At 67.8% G+C, this 17,638-nt stretch carries 18 protein-coding genes; 9 read left to right on the forward strand and 9 right to left on the reverse strand.

The genetic code is table 11. From position 1 onward, the window contains the following. Window positions 1-45: 45 nt before the first annotated feature. The gene (locus tag AC1MFL_RS19060) at window positions 46-1,602 is read right to left on the reverse strand and encodes a circularly permuted type 2 ATP-grasp protein (protein ID WP_479812009.1); all 1,557 of its coding nucleotides are present in this window, start codon (window positions 1,600-1,602) and stop codon (window positions 46-48) included. Window positions 1,603-1,850: 248 nt separating this feature from the next. On the opposite strand from AC1MFL_RS19060, the gene AC1MFL_RS19065 reads away from it, so the two are divergent. Beyond that, window positions 1,851-2,828 carry a YeiH family protein gene (locus tag AC1MFL_RS19065; protein WP_479815576.1) on the forward strand — a complete coding sequence of 326 codons (978 nt, stop codon included), beginning with the start codon at window positions 1,851-1,853 and terminating at the stop codon, window positions 2,826-2,828. Window positions 2,829-2,832: 4 nt separating this feature from the next. Then, complete coding sequence (gene pepN / locus AC1MFL_RS19070) at window positions 2,833-5,430, forward strand: aminopeptidase N (RefSeq protein WP_479812011.1); 2,598 nt, start codon at window positions 2,833-2,835, stop codon at window positions 5,428-5,430. Window positions 5,431-5,437: 7 nt separating this feature from the next. On the opposite strand, the gene lplAB is transcribed toward pepN, so the two are convergent. From lplAB to AC1MFL_RS19095, 5 genes are all read right to left on the reverse strand, one after another. Beyond that, entirely contained in the window at window positions 5,438-6,544 is a 1,107-nt protein-coding gene (lplAB, locus tag AC1MFL_RS19075; protein ID WP_479812013.1) for a lipoate-protein ligase LplAB, read from the reverse strand. A 123-nt stretch (window positions 6,545-6,667) separates the two neighbouring features. Continuing rightward, a complete protein-coding gene (locus tag AC1MFL_RS19080) occupies window positions 6,668-6,925 on the reverse strand; it encodes a type B 50S ribosomal protein L31 (protein WP_024365679.1) in 258 nt (85 codons plus the stop codon). Between the two features lie 135 nt (window positions 6,926-7,060). Beyond that, complete coding sequence (locus tag AC1MFL_RS19085) at window positions 7,061-7,870, reverse strand: TrmH family RNA methyltransferase (RefSeq protein ID WP_479812015.1); 810 nt, start codon at window positions 7,868-7,870, stop codon at window positions 7,061-7,063. 83 nt (window positions 7,871-7,953) lie between these two features. Further along, on the reverse strand, window positions 7,954-8,739 hold the full coding sequence (locus AC1MFL_RS19090) for a sulfite exporter TauE/SafE family protein (RefSeq protein ID WP_479812017.1): 786 nt from the start codon (window positions 8,737-8,739) through the stop codon (window positions 7,954-7,956). An 18-nt stretch (window positions 8,740-8,757) separates the two neighbouring features. After that, window positions 8,758-9,543, reverse strand: a complete 786-nt coding sequence (locus AC1MFL_RS19095; RefSeq protein WP_479812019.1) for an ABC transporter ATP-binding protein — start codon at window positions 9,541-9,543, stop codon at window positions 8,758-8,760. Between the two features lie 145 nt (window positions 9,544-9,688). Between AC1MFL_RS19095 and serB the strand changes: the two genes are divergently transcribed. Beyond that, entirely contained in the window at window positions 9,689-10,594 is a 906-nt protein-coding gene (gene serB / locus AC1MFL_RS19100) for a phosphoserine phosphatase SerB (protein WP_479812021.1), read from the forward strand. Window positions 10,595-10,665: 71 nt separating this feature from the next. Here the strand turns inward: serB and AC1MFL_RS19105 are convergent, their stop codons facing one another. Next, a complete protein-coding gene (locus AC1MFL_RS19105) occupies window positions 10,666-11,418 on the reverse strand; it encodes an SDR family oxidoreductase (RefSeq protein WP_479812023.1) in 753 nt (250 codons plus the stop codon). Window positions 11,419-11,625: 207 nt separating this feature from the next. Between AC1MFL_RS19105 and AC1MFL_RS19110 the strand changes: the two genes are divergently transcribed. Beyond that, window positions 11,626-11,991 carry a DUF5655 domain-containing protein gene (locus AC1MFL_RS19110; protein WP_479812025.1) on the forward strand — a complete coding sequence of 122 codons (366 nt, stop codon included), beginning with the start codon at window positions 11,626-11,628 and terminating at the stop codon, window positions 11,989-11,991. A 94-nt stretch (window positions 11,992-12,085) separates the two neighbouring features. Here the strand turns inward: AC1MFL_RS19110 and AC1MFL_RS19115 are convergent, their stop codons facing one another. Next, entirely contained in the window at window positions 12,086-12,505 is a 420-nt protein-coding gene (locus tag AC1MFL_RS19115) for an Hsp20/alpha crystallin family protein (RefSeq protein ID WP_479812027.1), read from the reverse strand. Window positions 12,506-12,808: 303 nt separating this feature from the next. Between AC1MFL_RS19115 and AC1MFL_RS19120 the strand changes: the two genes are divergently transcribed. Then, a complete protein-coding gene (locus AC1MFL_RS19120) occupies window positions 12,809-14,527 on the forward strand; it encodes an HNH endonuclease signature motif containing protein (RefSeq protein ID WP_479812029.1) in 1,719 nt (572 codons plus the stop codon). A 112-nt stretch (window positions 14,528-14,639) separates the two neighbouring features. Here AC1MFL_RS19120 and fabG read toward each other — a convergent pair whose 3' ends face one another. Continuing rightward, entirely contained in the window at window positions 14,640-15,365 is a 726-nt protein-coding gene (fabG, locus tag AC1MFL_RS19125; RefSeq protein WP_301231331.1) for a 3-oxoacyl-ACP reductase FabG, read from the reverse strand. A 152-nt stretch (window positions 15,366-15,517) separates the two neighbouring features. Between fabG and AC1MFL_RS19130 the strand changes: the two genes are divergently transcribed. Genes AC1MFL_RS19130 through AC1MFL_RS19145 form a run of 4 tightly spaced genes read left to right on the forward strand, consistent with a single transcriptional unit; the run spans window position 15,518 to window position 17,610 of the window. Beyond that, window positions 15,518-16,006, forward strand: coding sequence for a DUF3099 domain-containing protein (locus AC1MFL_RS19130; protein WP_479812030.1), 489 nt, complete (start codon window positions 15,518-15,520; stop codon window positions 16,004-16,006). Further along, the gene (locus AC1MFL_RS19135; RefSeq protein ID WP_479812032.1) at window positions 16,003-16,251 is read left to right on the forward strand and encodes a hypothetical protein; all 249 of its coding nucleotides are present in this window, start codon (window positions 16,003-16,005) and stop codon (window positions 16,249-16,251) included. Before AC1MFL_RS19130 ends, AC1MFL_RS19135 begins: the two co-directional genes overlap by 4 nt. After that, window positions 16,252-17,130 carry an SURF1 family cytochrome oxidase biogenesis protein gene (locus AC1MFL_RS19140; RefSeq protein WP_479812034.1) on the forward strand — a complete coding sequence of 293 codons (879 nt, stop codon included), beginning with the start codon at window positions 16,252-16,254 and terminating at the stop codon, window positions 17,128-17,130. It begins immediately after the preceding gene. A 3-nt stretch (window positions 17,131-17,133) separates the two neighbouring features. Further along, entirely contained in the window at window positions 17,134-17,610 is a 477-nt protein-coding gene (locus tag AC1MFL_RS19145) for a YbaK/EbsC family protein (RefSeq protein WP_479812036.1), read from the forward strand. Window positions 17,611-17,638 lie beyond the last annotated feature (28 nt).

Below are 17,638 nucleotides of genomic sequence, written 5' to 3' on the forward strand. Positions count from 1 at the left end.
GAAAAAAGCTTGTCAGCGGATAAGTGCAGGACGTGGTGCCGCGGCTCATTGCTGCTGCTCCTTCTGGCTGTCGCGCCAGTTGCTTTCCACAGGCCAGACGGAGACGCGTTCGCGGACCGTGATGGCCGGACGCGGAAGGGCCTCGACCGGGACCTGCGGGGAATCGGCAAGGACCCAGGTGTCCTTGGAGCCGCCGCCCTGGCTGGAGTTCACGATCAGTGAGCCCTCCTTCAGAGCCACCCGGGTCAGGCCTCCGGGCAGGACCCAGACGTCGTCGCCGTCGTTGACGGCGAAGGGGCGCAGGTCCACGTGGCGCGGGCCGAACCTGTCGCCGCTGAGCGTGGGCACGGTGGACAGCTGCAGGACCGGCTGCGCGATCCAGCCGCGGGGGTCCGCGATGACGCGCTTGCGCAGGGCCTCGAGCTCGTCCTTGGAAGCGTCGGGGCCAATCACCAGGCCCTTTCCGCCGGAACCGTCCACAGGCTTGACCACGAGTTCGGCCAGGCGGTCCAGGACCTCTTCCCGGGCCTCTTTTTCTTCGAGCCGGAAGGTGTCCACGTTGGCGATCATGGGCTCTTCGTTGAGGTAGTAGCGGATCAGGTCCGGGACGTAGCTGTAGACCAGCTTGTCGTCGGCGACGCCGTTGCCCACGGCATTCGCGATGGTGACTCCCCCGGCGCGGGCGGCGTTGACCAGGCCCGGGCAGCCGAGCATGGAGTCGGCGCGGAACTGCAGCGGATCCAGGAACTCGTCGTCGATGCGTTTGTAGATCACGTCCACGCGCTGCTCCCCCGCGGTGGTGCGCATGTAGACGCGGTTGCCGCGGCAGATGAGGTCGCGCCCTTCGACGAGTTCCACGCCCATCAGGCCGGCGAGCAGGGTGTGCTCGAAGTAGGCGCTGTTAAAGACACCTGGGGTCAGGACCACCACAGTGGGGTCGTCGACGCCGGATGGTGCCGTCTTGCGCAGGGCGGACAGCAGCCGGCGGGGGTACTCTTCGACCGGCCGGATGAGCTGCTGGCCGAAGGCCTCGGGCAGGCCCTTGGCCATCGCCCGGCGGTTCTCCAGGACGTAGCTGACACCGGAGGGGACGCGGACGTTGTCCTCCAGGACGCGGAAGGTCCCCGCAGCGTCGCGGACGACGTCGATGCCGGAAATATGGACGCGGACGCCCCCTGCCGGCTCGAAGCCGTGCACCTGGCGGTGGAAGTGGGCGCTGGTGGTGACCAGCTGGCGCGGGATGACGCCGTCTGTCACCACGGTCATCTTGTCGTAGACATCGTTGAGGAACGCCTCAAGCGCCCGGACACGCTGCGCCACGCCCTTCTCCAGCACCGCCCACTCATCGGCCGGGATAATCCGGGGCACGATATCGAGCGGGAAAGGCCGTTCTTCCCCGGCGAAGTCGAAGGTGACGCCCCGGTCCAGGAAGGTCCGGGCCATCGAGTCGGCGCGGGCAGTGACATCAGCAAGGGAAAGTTCACGCAGTGCGTCGGCAACCTGGCCGTACGACTTCCGGGCCTGTTGCCCGGGGGTAAACATCTCGTCGTAGGCGCCGGATCGTTCGGCGGCCACGGAGTAATCCTGGAATAGGTCAGACATGGTCACTAGACAACCACCTTTTTGTTGCGAAATCATTTCCGAGCCCCCGGCAGCGTGGCGGCGGCGGGCAGCCGGCAACGACCGCTGCCGGCCGCAGGGGTGCGGGGCAGGGCGCAGAAGCTGCCGGCCACCGCGCCGATGGCGGCTTTTCCGGGCCGTTGCGGCAAGGTAGTTGGGTGCCCCCGTTTACTCTCAAGCCGCTGTCCGGCGGCAGGCCGCTGTCCGGCGGCAGGCCGCTGCCGGACCTGCTGCCTGGCCTGCTGGCCGCCGCGGCCGCCGTCGTGCTGGCCCTTGCCGTCCACTCCCTGGTTCCTGTGCTCCCGGCCATGACGCTGGCGGTGGCAGCCGGGCTCCTCGCCGCCAATGTTCCGGGGCTGGCCGGCTGGACCGCCGGACCGGGCCGGACGGGCCTGGATTTCGCCGGCAAGCACCTGATGCGCGCCGGGATCGTGGTGCTGGGCCTGAAGGTCAGTCTCGTGGACGTGCTCGGTCTCGGCTGGCCCGCGCTGCTGCTGATCACCGGGGTGGTCCTGGCCGCTTTCGCCGGAACGTACGTGATCAGCAGGCTCTTCCGCCTGCCGCCGCCGGTCTCGCTGCTGATTGCCACCGGCTTTTCCATCTGCGGGGCCTCAGCCATCGGGGCGATGGCCGCGGTGCGCCGGATCCGGCAGCCCGACACCGTGCTCCCGGTGGCCCTCGTGACCCTGTGCGGCACCCTCGCCATCGGTGTGCTGCCGCTGCTTATCCGCCCGCTGGGGCTCAGCCCCGAAGTGTTTGGTGCCTGGGCCGGCGCCTCCGTCCACGACGTCGGACAGGTGGTGGCCACCGCGCAGACCGCGGGGGCCACGGCGCTGGCTGTCGCCGTCGTCGTGAAACTAACCCGGGTGATCCTGCTGGCGCCCATCGTCGCCGCCGCAGCGCTGCACCACCGCAGCAGCACCGACGCCGGCGACGGACTGAAGCGGCCGCCCCTCGTCCCGTTGTTCGTGCTCGGCTTCGTCGCGCTGGCAGCCCTGCGCACCACCGGCTGGCTCGCCCCCGCCGTCCTCGACGCCGCCGCCGTGCTGCAGGACATTCTGCTGGGGATGGCGCTGTTCGGCCTCGGCTCGGCCGTACGGGTGCGCCAGCTGCTGCACACCGGAACGCGCGCCCTCCTGGCGGCGCTCGCGTCCTGGCTGCTGATCGCCGGGCTGGGGCTGGGCGCCGCGTTCCTCATGATTAGATAGCGGGGTGTCGAACCAGAACCTGCGCCGCGATGAAGCCGCCACCCGCTCAGCCCTGATCACCACTTACAGCTACGACGTCTCCCTGGACGTCCGGCAGGCGGCGGATCCGAAGGTCGCCGGTTACACGAGCCGCAGCGTCATCAACTTCTCCGCCGGCGAACCAGGGTCCGCGACGTTCCTGGACTTCATCAGCAGCGAGGTGCACAGTGTCATCCTCAACGGTCAGGAACTCGCCGTCGCCGATGTCGTGGACGGTTCCCGGATCCGGCTCGACGGGCTCCAGACGGAGAACCAGGTCACGGTCACGGGCACCGCGCTGTACAGCACTTCCGGCGAAGGCATGCACCGCTTCTTCGACCCCGCCGACGGCCAGTGCTACCTGTACACCCAGTACGAGCCCGCCGACGCCCGCCGGGTCTTCGCCAATTTCGAACAGCCCGACCTCAAAGCGGAATTCACCTTCCACGTCACGGCGCCCTCGGCCTGGCAGGTGTCCTCCAACGGCATCGAAACCCGGCGGACGCTCCTCACCAGCGACCCGGGCTCGAGCCGCTGGGACTTCGCCCCCACCAAGGCCATGTCCACCTACATCACGACGGTGCTGGCCGGCCCGTATTTCAGGGCCGAGGACTCCTGGAGCACGACGCTCGACGACGGCACCCGGCTGGAGGTCCCGCTGGCCCTTTACTGCCGCGCCTCGATGGCGCCGTCCTTCGACCCCGACGCACTCTTCACCCTCACCCGGAACGGCCTGGACTTCTTCAATGAACTCTTCGACTTTCCCTACCCGTGGGGCAAATACGACCAGGCGTTCGTGCCCGAGTACAACCTCGGCGCCATGGAGAACCCCGGCCTGGTGACCTTCACGGAAGGCTACGTCTTCACCTCCCGCGCAGCCGATTCGCAGTACCAGGCCCGCGCCACTACCCTGTTGCACGAGATGGCGCACATGTGGTTCGGCGACCTCGTCACCATGCAGTGGTGGGACGATCTGTGGCTCAAGGAGTCCTTTGCGGACTACATGGGGACCCTCGGCGTGGACCGCACCACGGACTGGGCGACGGCGTGGGTGAACTTCGCCAACAACCGCAAGGCCTGGGCCTACGTGCAGGACCAGCTGCCGACCACGCACCCGATCGTCGCCGACATTCCCGACCTTGAAGCCGCCAAACAGAACTTCGACGGCATCACGTACGCCAAGGGCGCCTCGGTCCTCAAGCAGCTCGTCGCCTACGTGGGGTTCGAGGCCTTCGTTGCCGGCTCGCGCCAGTACTTCAAGGACCACGCCTACGGCAACACCACGCTGGCTGACCTTTTGGCCGCGCTCAGCGACGCCTCCGGCCGGGACCTCGCGGACTGGGCGCGCCAGTGGCTGCAGACCGCCGGCATTTCCACCCTCAGCAGCGAGATCGAGGAGCGCAACGGCGTCCTCGGCACAGTCACCGTCATCCAGGACGCCGAGGACCCGGCAACGGGCCGGCAGGAGCCGCGGCCGCACCGGCTGAGGATCGGCCTCTACGAGCACGTCGCCGGGGCCCTGGTCCGCACCGACAGCATCGAGACCGATATCAGCGGGGCACGGACCGAGGTTCCCGCCCTGTCCGGCAAGGCCCGGCCTGCCTTGATGCTGATCAACGACGATGACCTCAGCTACGCCAAGGTCCGGCTGGACCCCCGCTCCGAAGCCACCGTGCGGAGCTCCCTGGGCGCGCTCAGCGATCCGATGGCGCGGGCCCTCTGCTGGACCGCACTCTGGGATTCGGCCCGGGACGCCGCCACACCCGCGGCCCGCTACGTCGACGCCGTCCAGCGTTTCGGCCCCACGGAATCCGGCATCGGCGTGCTGCTGAACGTCCTGGGCAACGCATCCATGGCGATCGAACGCTACGTGCCCGTGGCCGGGAGGGCCGGCGTCCGCCTGGGTTTCCTGGCCCTCGCGGCCGATGAGCTGCACCGGGCCGCACCCGGCTCCGACCAGCAGCTGGCGTGGGCGCGCACGCTCGCCGCGAGCAGCCGCTTCGACGGCAGCCGGCTGGACCTTCTCCGCGGCATCCTGGACGGCAGCACGGTCATTGCGGGCCTGTCCGTGGACGCAGAACTCCGCTGGAACCTCTGGCATGCCCTGGCCTCCAACGGGAAAGCCACCGTCGCCGAGCTTAACGGGGAGCGGCTCCGGGACAACACCGCGGCTGGCAAATCCGGGCATGCCACCACCCTCGCTGCCCGCCCCGATCCGGCCGTCAAGGAAGCAGCCTGGCAGGAGGCGGTGCACGGGACCTCGCTGTCCAACCAGCTGCTCAGCGCCACGATCGCCGGTTTCAACACGGGGCCGGCGCCGCTGCTGCGGGGATTCATTGAACCCTATTTTGAGCGCCTGGAGGAGGTGTGGGCAGGGCGGAGCATCGAAATCGCCAGCCGGATCGTCCGCGGGCTCTACCCGGCAGGGCAGGACCTGGACGGCGGCAGCCCGGAAACGCACCCCGTGATCGTGCGGACGGACCACTGGCTGGCCGGGCACAAGGAGGCCCCGCGGGCGCTGCGCCGCATCATCATCGAACAGCGCAGCCACCTGCACCGTGCACTCAAGGCCCAGGCCCTATAGACGGGCTTCAGGGCACCCGGTGCAGCCACTCCGGCGTGCCAAACTTGGCCGAGACCCGGTGGTGGGCGGCGGCGAGCTCAGCCTCGGTCAGCTCCGAGGGCGTCGCCGCATAGCGTTCAGCGAAGACCTCCATCATGGCCGCAACGATCTCGGCCCGAGCCAGTCCGGTCTGGCGCCGCAGCGGATCCACCCGCTTCCTGGCGCTCCGGGTGCCCTTGTCGGAGAGCTTCTCCTTGCCGATCCGCAGGACCTCCACCATCTTGTCCGCGTCGATGTCGTAGCTCATGGTCACGTGGTGCAGCATGCCGCCGTTCGCGAGCCGCTTCTGCGCGGCGCCGCCAATCTTGCCCTGCTCCGTGGCGATGTCATTGAGCGGCACGTAAAAGGCGTTGATCCCCATCTTCTCGAGGGCCGCCATCACCCAGGCGTCCAGGAAGCCGTAGGAGTCGGCGAAACTGAGGCCGTCCACCAGGGTCTGCGGGAGGTACAGCGAATAGGTGATGCAGTTGCCGGCCTCCATGAACATCGCTCCCCCGCCGCTGATCCGGCGGACCACGCTGATGCCGTGGCGTTCGACGCCGGCGGGGTCGAGCTCATTGCGGACGGACTGGAAGCTGCCGATCACCACTGACGGTTCCTCCCAGTCCCAGAAGCGCAGGGTCGGGTTCCGTCGCCCTGCGCCGACCTCTTCAGTCAGGACCTCGTCCAGGGCGACGTTCACGTGGGTGGGCAGCACGGAGGGCGCAATGATGTTCCAGTGGTGGTCTGCCCAGCCGGTGGCCTTCGCGAGGGCGCGCCGGACGGTGACCGCCACGGCGTCGGCCGAAAATCCGAACAGGACGGCTCCGGCGGGCAGCGCCGCCGACACTGCGGCGGAGAGATCCGCGGCGGTGGCGTCCGCCGGGAGGCCCGTGAGCGCCCGGTTGATCACCGGCAGTGCCTCGTCCGGCTCAAGGAAAAAGTCCCCGCTGAGCGAGACGTTCGCGAGCACACCGCCGACGACGTCGAGATCGGCGACGACAAGTTTTCCGCCGGGGACCTTGTACTCCCCGTGGTGGCGGGCGCCGCCGTCGTCAGTGCTGCTGGAGCCGGGGACCGGGGGAAGGGATGTCATGGCCTTAATCCTGCCACGCAGCGGCCCCGCCGGAGTTGCCGCACGGAGCGGTTCAGCGCAGGACGCAAAAAGCCCGCACCGTCACCGGTGCGGGCTTTTCCAAAAGACCTTGGGGAGAAGAAGTTACTTCTTGCCGCCGAAGCCCTTGAAGCGAGCGTTGAAGCGCTCGACGCGGCCTGCAGAGTCCATGATGCGCTGCTTGCCCGTGTAGAACGGGTGCGACTCGGAGGAGATTTCGACGTCGATGACCGGGTAGGTGTTTCCGTCTTCCCACTCAATGGTCTTCTTGGAAGACACGGTGGACTTGGTCAGGAACTTGACGCCGGAAGCCAGGTCGTTGAAAACAACAGCTTCGTACTTCGGGTGAGTATCAGACTTCATAATTGGACCTTTGTTCGCACAACTGGATTTTGCCAGTTGCCAGGTATGAATGGGATGGCCGGCGGAATGCACCGGACGGCCAGCTATCAATCATAGCGGAAAGTCGGTGCCCCCGCCGCCTGACCAGCGGCGCGGTCAGTCGCGCGGGCGCAACTCCCAGAAGGCGACGGCGGACGCCGCGGCGACGTTGAGCGAGTCAACGCCGGCACGCATGGGGATCTTCACGGCGAGGTCGACGGCGGCGAGGGTGGCCGCGCTCATCCCGGCGCCCTCGGTGCCGAGCACGAGTGCGAGCTTCTCCGGCCGGCGGGCCGCCAGCTCATCGAGGTCCACGGCGTCGTCGGTGAGCTCCATGGCGGCCACCGTGAAGCCCTGCCCGCGGAGCCGCTGCAATGCTGCCGGCCAGTCCTCCAGCCGGGCCCAGGGCACCTGGAACACCGTCCCCATGCTGACCCGGACACTGCGCCGGTACAGCGGGTCCCCGCAGCGCGGCGAGACGAGGACGGCGTCGACGCCCAGGGCCGCGGCGGAGCGGAAGATCGCGCCGACGTTGGTGTGGTCCACGATGTCCTCCAGGACGGCGACCCGGCGTGCCCCGGCGAGAAGCTCGTGCAGCGGCACAGGTTCCGGCCGCTGCATGGCCGCCATGGCGCCGCGGTGCAGATGGAAGCCGGTGATGTCCTCCAGCAGCGCGGCGGAACCGATGTACGCGGGGACATCCGGGAACTGTTCAAAGACGTCAGCGAGGTCGTCCAGCCATTTTTCCGCGAGAAAGAAGGAGCGCGGCCGGTGTCCTGCGGCAAGGGCGCGCCGCAGCACCCGGGAGGACTCCGCGATGTACATGCCTTCGGCGGGTTCCCGGAGTTTGCGCAGGTGCACGTCGGTCAGCCGGGTGTAGTCGGAGACACGGGGGTCGTCGGCGGAGTCAAGGCGGTGGAAGGTCATGGGGAGGCCGTTTCAGCGGTGATGTGAGCGGTCATTGGAACAGGTCGCCGGAACGGGTCACTTGAACAGGTCGCCGGAACGGGTCACTTGAACAGGTTGGCGATCATGAAGCCCAGGGCGACGAGGCCCAGGACGAAGATGACGCCGCGCAGGACCACCGGGGACAGCCGGCGGCCGACCTTGGAGCCGACCAGGCCGCCGATCAGCGAGCTCACCGCGATCAGCCCGACGACGGGCCATTCGATCCGGCCGAAGGCGAAAAGCAGGTAGGAGGCCGCGGCCACGACGTTCACGCCCAGAACCAGGATGTTCTTCATGGCGTTGGCGTTCTGGATGGTCCCCGTCATGAAGATGCCCAGGATCCCGACCAGCAGGATGCCCTGCGCCGCGACGAAGTAGCCGCCGTACACGCCGGCAAGGTACACGAGGACCACGAGGATGATGCCGTGGCGGCGGTCCCGGATGGCGTGCTCGGGGTTCTGCTCCCGGTTCCGGACCCACTGCTGCAGCCGGGGCTGGAAGGCCACCATCAGCAGTGCGAGCACGATCAGGACGGGGGCGGCGTAATAGAAGACCTTCTCGGGGAGGTGCAGCAGCAGGTAGGCCCCGGTGATGCCGCCCAGCAGCGAGGCGGGCAGCAGCTTGAGCAGCTGGTTGCCGCGACCCTTCAGCTCCTTGCGGTAGCCCCAGGCTCCGGCGGCATTGCCGGCGACCAGCCCCATCGCGTTGCTGATGGACGCGGTGACCGGTGCGTAGCCGAGGGCGATCAGCACCGGGAAGGTCACCAGGGTGCCGGAACCGACAACGCTGTTGATGGTGCCGGCCCAGAGCCCGGCGAAGAAAATGAGGACGCTATTGAGGAACTCCATGCGCGGTCAGCGGCCGGCTCAGCGGCGCGCGGTGGCCGTGTACCGGCCGGCGGTGACGCTGACATCCAGCGGCAGCCCGAAGGTCTCGCTCAGATTCCCGGCGGTGAGGACATTTTCGATCGGGCCCTGGGCGACCACGCCGCCGTCGCGCAGCAGCATGGCGTGGGTGAATCCCGGCGGCACCTCTTCGAGGTGGTGGGTGACCAGGACGATGGCGGGGGCCGCCTCGTCGCGGGCGAGTTCACTGAGCCGGTGCACGAGGTCCTCGCGGCCGCCCAGATCGAGTCCGGCGGCAGGTTCGTCGAGGAGCAGCAGTTCCGGGTCCGTCATGAGTGCCCGGGCGATCTGGACGCGCTTGCGCTCCCCCTCGGAGAGCGAGGCGAACGGCCGGTTGAGCAGCGGTCCCATGCCCCACTCGTTCAGCAGGGCGAAGGCTCGGCGTTCGTCGTCCTTCTCATAGCCCTCGCGCCAGCGCCCGGTGACGCCGTACGCGGCCGTCACGACGACGTTGAGGACCTTTTCGTGTTCCGGGATCTGGTTGGCCAGCGCGGCCGAGGACAGGCCGATCCGCGGCCGGAGTTCGAAGACGTCGACGGCGCCAAGAATCTCCTCAAGGATGCCCGCCATCCCGCTCGTCGGGTGGATCCGCGCGGCCGCCACCTGCAGCAGAGTGGTCTTGCCGGCGCCGTTGGGACCCAGGATCACCCAACGCTCGCCTTCCCGGACCTGCCAGTCGACCTTGTCCAGGAGCGTCTTCGCCCCACGTACAACGCTGACGGCGGCCAATTCAAGAACATCACTCATAGGAGTAGACACTAGGACAAAACAACGGATGACTGATAACCGGAACCCAGGAGCCGTGCCGGGTGCGCGCTGACGGGCGGCCGGGTGCGTCACCGGAGCGCAACGAATTCGGGGCCTCCTTTGCCGGATCGCTAGGATTGCACCCATGACCCTGAACGTGACTGCAGTGAGCTATGCCCCGAAACTGACCCTTCCCGAGGTGCAGCAGCTGCGGTCGCTGCTCAACGCAGCGGGACTCGCGCTGGAGACAGAAGCCCGCACGGGAGACGCCCGCTTCGAGGTCTACACCGCTGACGGCAGCTTTGACCCGGACTCCACCCCGGATCACTCGGCGGCGCTGGCCGAACTGCGCCGGACGGCGGCAGCCCAGAGCCCGGCCGGAGTGGACACGGCAATCGTCCCGGCCGCCCTGCGCAGTGCGCAGCGGAAGTTCCTCATCATGGACGTGGACTCCACCCTGATCCAGCAGGAAGTGATAGAGCTCCTGGCCGCCTATGCGGGCAAACGTGAAGAGGTGACGGCCGTGACTGAGGCCGCCATGCGCGGGGAGCTGGACTTCGCCCAGAGCCTGCATGCGCGGGTGGCCGTGCTCGCAGGGCTGCCGGCCGACGTCATCGATTCCGTCCGAGCCGAAGTGAAATTGAGCCTCGGGGCGGCGGAGCTCGTGGCCGCCTTCCAGGCGGCCGGGCATGTGGTGGCCGTGGTCTCCGGCGGCTTCAACCAGATCCTTCGCCCGATCGCGGAGGGCCTGGGCCTCAAGTACTGGGTTGCCAACGAACTCGAAATCGCCGACGGCGCACTGACCGGAAAGGTCATCGGCGAGGTGATTGACCGGGCGGCGAAGGAGAAGTACCTGCGCGAGTGGGCCGCCAGGGAAGGCATCCCGATGGAGCACACGATTGCTGTCGGCGACGGCGCCAACGATCTGGACATGCTCGGTGCGGCGGGGATCGGTGTGGCGTTCAACGCCAAGCCTGCTGTCCGCGCGGTGGCCGATGCCGCAGTGAACCTGCCGTACCTCGACGCCGTCCGGTACATCGCCGGCGTCTGAGGCGGGGCATCACACGGAAGGCCGGGGCAACAGCCCCGGCCTTCCATGTGATCCGTAGATAACGCTGGTGCTTAGTTGTTGCTCTTGTCGAAGTAGTCGGCCCCGCCGACGTACTCAGTGTGGCCGCTCTCGACGTCGGCGGTGACCATCTTGGCGACCTCCGCGGCGAACTCCTTGACCGAGTACAAGCGTCCGGCCTCGGCGCGGCGGGCCTCGATGGCGCCCGGGTTGGAGCGGTCCAGCAGGGTGGCGGTGACGGTGCCCTCAATCATGTCGCCGGAGACGACGACCAGGGAGATGCCCTTCTCGGCAAGGTTCGGAATAAGTTCGCGGAGTGCGTCCTCCCCAGCGCGCTTGCTGCGTGCCACCGGCTCGTAGTTCTCCATGGTGGGCACCGTGTTGATGAAGTGGGCCTGGTGGCTCGTCACGAAGACCACGCGGGAGCCCTCGGGCATCAGCGGCACGGCAGCGTTGAGCATGTTGATCTGCGCGTCGCGGTTGAGCTTGAGCGCGTAGTCCTCCGCCATGCCGGATTCCATCCCGCCGGAGGCGTTGAGGACCAGGACGTCGAGCGAGCCGAAGTTCTCCATCGCGGCGCTGGCCAGGGCCTGGACGCCTTCCTGGGTGGTGAGGTCGGCCCCGACGGCAGCGGCACGGCCGCCGGCCGCCTCGATCTCCGCAACAACCTTGTTGGCGCGGGGTGCCTTCTGGCGGTAGTTGACGACGACGGCGGCGCCCTCGGCGGCGAGGAACTTGGCGACTTCAGCGCCGATGCCCCTCGATGAACCGGTCACGATTGCGGTCTTGTTGTCCAGCAGTCCCATACGAGCTCCTTTGTTCCAAACGTCCAAAAACGGTGGGTCTGCAGTCCATCATGCCAGCGGTGCAGTGGTTTTCCGTTGTTCGTGTTCCACAAAGAAGCCGCGGCAGCCTAGTGGCGGCCCGGCCAGCGGTGGCAGGCTCGCCGGCATGGAAGCTCCGCGCGGCAGTCGCCGGGAGGCTGTGCATCAGGAGACCCGGTGCCGCGGGGCGTGAGCGGGGAATCCACCCCGGAGCTGGTCTTCAGCGGCTCCCCCCGCGGCCTGGAACTCTTCCGTGCGGTGGAGAGGATGCTGGCCGCGCACACCCCGCCGGCGATCCGGGCGACGAAAAGCCAGGTGGCCTTCCGTGGCAGGCGCGGCTACGCGTACGTCTGGTGGCCCGGCCGTTATCTGGCCTCCGAAGTGCCCGCCGTACTGTCGATTGCCCTGCCGCGGCGCATCGACTCGGCCAGGTTCAAGGAGGTAGTGAGTCCCTCCCCCGGCCTGTGGATGCACCATCTGGAGCTTCACGACGAAGAGGAACTCGACGCCGAGGTTGCCGAATGGCTGCGTGAAGCCCGCGCGGCAGCGGGCTGACGCCGGTTCCGGGCGCCGGACGCCGGGTGGCCCCGTTAGGAGACATAACGGGGCGGACGGACCGATTCTGTCCGCCCGCCGGGGGCGTCTGTTGCTACATGTGCTCGATCCTGATTTTTTTGGTCGTGGTCTCCGGGGCAGTCACCGGTGCTGGCGCGCGGACCTCAAGAACGCCGTCCTTGTACGTCGCGGTGATGTCCTCTTCCTTGGCACCGGGCGGCAGCGCAACACTGCGCGCGAAAGAGCCATAGCGGAACTCCGAGCGGTAGCCGTCCTTGCTCTTATGCTCGGATTTTTCCTCGCGTTCCGCGCTGATGTGAAGCATGCCCTCACTGACGGAGACGTCGACGTCCTTGTCCGGATCGATCCCCGGAACCTCAGCGCGCACCACCAAAGTGGTTCCGTCGAGGAACTGCTCCACCTTGATGGACGGTGTCATTGTCAGGTCGCCGTCGAGGAAACGCTTGATCGGCTCCAGCACGTCCGACGGCACCCACTTGTTAAGTTCAGCCATGATTGTCCTCCCGGATCCATGCCCTTGCCTTTGTGTGGTCAGGGCTGTAGCCCCATTACATACCCGGGCGCATCTGGTGCGCAGGGCTGAAAGTCCCATCGTTTGCCGCACCAGGGTGGTCGGACAGCGCAGGCCGGCCCCCGCCGTCGTCGGCATGCGGGGGGAACCTGAGGCTTCGGACACAACGACCCGGACACCCGTCTTTTGCAGACGGGCACTCCTTGGGGTGTTGTCCGTTCCGGCGTCGCACCGCTACGCGGCCGATGCCGAAATTTTGTCGGTGGCCCGTTCTATTCTGAAAGCATGGGAAGCAGCACATCCTGGAGTGTGGAGAGCAGGGCGGCCGTGGCGGCTGTCTCGGCGTCCACGGCTGCGCTTGCTGCCTTCATCGGGGCCGGTGTTGACTGCCCGGAGCTTCCGGGCGCCGATGCCCTGCGGGACGCGGACCTGCTTCGGGATGCGGTGGCCGTCCGGGACACGGATCCGTTCCGGGGCATCGATCCGTTGCGGGATCTGGCCGATGATTGCCTGGATGCGTTGGCGGGGGTGGCGCGGCTGGAGGCGGGGACGGCGGCGTTGAAGGTGCGGCTGGCCGCGGAATACGTGCAGGCCACCAGGGCCCTGACGCCGGCGTCGTTGCTGGACTCCGTCCAGGATATGGCCGTGACCGCGGAGGTCGCCGGTGTCCTGACCGTCAGCGAACGGACCGCGGATGCGTTCCTGGGCGACTGCCAGGCGCTGACCACGTCTCTGCCGCTGACCCTGGCGGCGCTGCAGGCCGGGACGATTTCCTGGCAGCACGCCCGGATCATGGTCGATGAAACCACCAACCTGGACCGGGCCGGGGCGGCCGGGCTGGAAGCGCACTTCCTGGACGCGCACGCACCGAACCCGGCCCGTGGGTGTCCGGCCGGGGAGCTTGTCCCGGGACGGTTCCGGGCCAAAACACGTGTTTGGCGGGAACGCCACCACCCCGTCAGCATCGAACACCGCCATACCAAGGGTGCCGCGGACCGGCGGGTGGAGTTCCTCCCGGACCGGGACGGGATGGCCTGGTTCTCCGCGTACTTGCCGGCGGATACCGCCGCGGGGATCTGGGACCGGACCACCGCGGCCGCCCGGGCCCTGCAGGGCCCGGACGAGGCCCGCACCCTGGCCCAGCTGCGCGCCGACATCGCCGCGACCCTGCTTCTCGCCGGCACCGGGCTGGGCGGGCACACGAGGGCCGGGTGCGGGGATGTTCCGGTGCCGCGGGCGCAGGTCCTGATCACTGTCCCGGTCCTGTCCCTGCTGGGTGTCACCGGGGAGCCGGCGGTCCTGGACGGGTACGGGCCGATCCCGCCCTCGATGGCCCGGCGCCTCATCGCCGAGGGTGCAGGGTCGTTCTACCGGGTCCTGACCGACCCGCGGGACGGGGCCCCGATGGAAATCGGCCGGACCCGCTACCGCCTCACCAAGGCCCAGCGCCGGTGGCTGCGCCTGCGCGACGGGAAGTGCCCGTTCCCGGGCTGCAACAACGCCTCGCTGGACAACGATGCGGACCATCTCCTGGCCTGGGCCGACGGAGGCACCACCGGGATCTCCAACCTCGGACAGCCCTGCCCCAGACACCACAGACTCAAACACGGCTCGGCGTGGACACCCTCCGGGGCCAGCAAAGACAAACCACCCGGCTGGACCTCACCCTCGGGACGGTACTACCCCAGCGAAGAACAGGACTGGGAACCACCCCACTGGCCACCCCACTGGCCACCCGGCCTCCTGACCACACCCACCGACGCGAACACGGACACGGACACGGACGCAGATATGGACGGAGACGCACTCCTGGACCAAGGCTTGCCCATGGACCCCGGCCCGGATCCCGACCAGGCACTCCCCGAGGACCCCGTCCCGGACTGGTACCTGTTCATGGTCGAGCACGAGTTATCCGCCAACGAGCCGGAAGATCCGGAAGACCAAGACTGGACAGAGTCCTTTGTGGACCCACGCCGGGAATCCTTCTTGATCCACTTCGCGTGAACAATTGCACGCCGTTCCAGCGCGGTAGCAGCACCGCGCTGGTGACACACCTGGGCCTGATGTGTCCGCGCCGAGGACCAGTTTCAGGCGGGGGCGGTGGAGGTGGCGTTCCTTAGTGACCCATGCCGAGGCCGCCGTCGACGGGGATGACGGCGCCGGAGATGTAGGCGGCTTCGTCGCTCGCGATCCAGCGGACCACGTTGGCGACCTCCGAGGCTTCCGCGAAGCGGGCGGCAGGAACCTTCGACAGGTAGTCCTTCTGGGTTGCTTCGGGCAGTTCTGCCGTCATGTCGGTGTTGATGAAGCCGGGAGCCACCACGTTCGCGGTGATGCCGCGGGAACCCAGTTCGCGGGTCAGGGAGCGTGCGATGCCGACGAGCCCGGCCTTGGACGCCGAGTAGTTGATCTGGCCGGGCGCACCATAGAGGCCGGAGACGGAGGAAATCAGCACCACGCGGCCCTTGCGGGCCCGGATCATGCCCTTGGACGCCCGCTTGATCACACGGAAGGCACCAGTGAGGTTGGTGTCGATGACCGAGGTGAAATCATCCTCGCTCATCCGCATCAGAAGGGTGTCCTTGGTGATGCCGGCGTTCGCCACCAGTACCTCCACTGCGCCATGGGCGGCTTCCACTTGAGTGAATGCGGCGTCTACAGAGGCCTCGTCCGTGACGTCGGCTTTGACGCCGAGGATGCCCTCCGGGAGCGCCGATTCACTGCGGAAGGTGACGGCTACCTTGTCGCCGTTGGCGAGGAAGGCTTCGGCGATGGCGAGGCCGATTCCGCGGTTTCCGCCGGTGATCAGAACACTGCGGCCGGTGGTTGCTGTTTCAGTCATAGTGGAGCTCCGGAATTCTGCGGCGGGACGGCGCCGCGCTGTGGGCTGGATTTTTCCTGCCTCCGATCTTAGCGCCCGGCACCGCCCCGTTTGGGCGGCTCTGCCGATGGTGAGAGAATTGCCTTAAGCCTTGGGAGCGTGATCTGACAGCCTTGACACTCAAAAACAGACCCGGTGTACCTGTGCCCGGGAACCCGGACCTACCCTCCGGTGATTCCGAGGTTCACAGCATTACGGACGCCGCCGCCGCACACTCCGAAGAGATGCGCCAGCGGATGGTCAAGTACGCCGTGGCGATGGGTATCCGCATGGTGTGCCTGATCCTGATTTTTGTGGTGGACGGCTGGCTGAAGATCCTCCCGGTGATCGGGGCCGTGTTCCTGCCCTGGTTTGCCGTCGTCATCGCCAACGGCAGTGACAAGGCGGAAGTCCACGCGGATTCGTTGCTGGATTACGCACCGCTGGCGCAGATCGATGCGCCGGCTGCCGGGCCCGGTGACTCGGCTGAGACGGTGTCGGACGACCCGTCGCTGACGCTGCTGCAGGGCGAACTCGTCGAGGATGAGGACGTCCCGAAGGAAGAGGGCGGCGCCCCGGGCGGACACGACGACGATGGCGACCACGGACGGGCAGCATCATGAACCTTCTTGACCTCACTGGCAACGGCGGCACAGCCGGACCGGCGGAAGCCCTGTGCTCCCGCAAAGCGTGCCGGAGCGGCGCCGAATGGCAGCTGCTCTGGAACAACCCAAAGATCCACACCCCCGAACGGCGGAAGATCTGGCTGGCCTGTGGAGAGCACCGGGCCTGGCTCGAGGACTATCTGCAGACCCGCGGGCTCTGGAAGGACACCGTGGCGCTGGACCCGGCAGGCAGGGCAAACTGAATGTACCGTTTTCTCTTTTCCAGGAAGTGGCTCGGTTACCTGGTGCTGGCCGCCGTCTTTGCGGCCGCCTGCGTCGGACTGGGCCGCTGGCAGATGGACCGCCGCGCCGAGACGCTGGCCGAGATCAACCGCGTCACCTCCAATTATTCGGCCACGCCCGTCCCCTTTGCCATGGTCAAGGACCAGTTCCGCTCGCTCGCGGCGGAACGGGAGTGGACCCAGGTGGAACTCAAGGGCAGTTACGACGTCGCCGGGCAGCGTATCGTCCGCAACCGGCCGCTCAACGGCCAGCCCGGCTACGAAGTCGTGGTTCCCTTCCGCGTGGACTCGGGTGAGACCGTGGTCATCGACCGAGGCTGGCTGCCGATCGGCAACAACAATCCGGGCAGCCCCGATTCGGTTCCCGCGCCCCCGACGGGCCCGGTGACCGTCGTTGCCCGGCTCAAACCGGCTGAGCCTGCCCTTCAGCGCGGCGCCCCGGACGGCCAGCTGGCCTCGATCGACCTTGCCGCCTATTCCGGCCAGCTGGGCTACCCCCTGCTGACCGGCGCCTACGCCCAGCTCGCGTCAGAGAGCCCGGCGGTGGCAGACATGCCCTTCCCGTTCCCCAAGCCGACCACCGATGAGGGCACCCACCTGTCCTACTCGCTGCAATGGTTCGCCTTCGGGGTGCTGATGTTCATCGGCTTCGGGTACGCGGCCCGTCAGCAGGCGCGAAACGCTGCCATAGACGCCGAAGACGCCGAGACGGCAGAGACCGACGGCGGCTTCATGCACTCCAGCGGCCCGGTGGCCCGCCGCCGCCCGGTTCCCCGTCAGCGGAAGAACGCGACCGCCGAGGAAGAAGAAGACGCCATCCTGGACGCCCAGGGGTTCTGAGGGATGGCCACGGTGTTTTCGGAGCCCGTGGTCCGGGTGAAGCACGCGCTCTCCGCCCTTGGCGCGGAGGACACCGTGACGGTCCTTGATTCGAAAGTCCCGACGGCGGCTGCGGCGGCCGCCGCGCTGGGCTGCGGCGTTGCCGCGATCACCAACAGCCTAGTGTTCGACGTCGGGGGCTCACCGCTGCTGATCCTGGCCAGCGGCGCCGCGCGGGTGGATGTCCGAAAGGTCGCCGCTCAGCTGGGCGCCGGAAAGATCCGCAGCGCCTCCCCCGGGTTCGTCCTGGAACACACCGGCCAGGAGGTAGGCGGAGTGGCCCCGGTCGGTCATCCCGAGAAGATCAAGACGCTGCTGGACGAGTCGCTGAAATTCCACGAGGTCCTCTGGGCCGGAGCAGGAGACCACCACTCGATGTTCTCCATCAGCTATGGGGAGCTGCGCCGGATTACAGACGCGGTGGAGATGCCCGTTCGCTAGCGAGAGGAAGCCCTCTGCGCGGGTGGCG

Source organism: Arthrobacter sp. BG3, assembly GCF_056680185.1.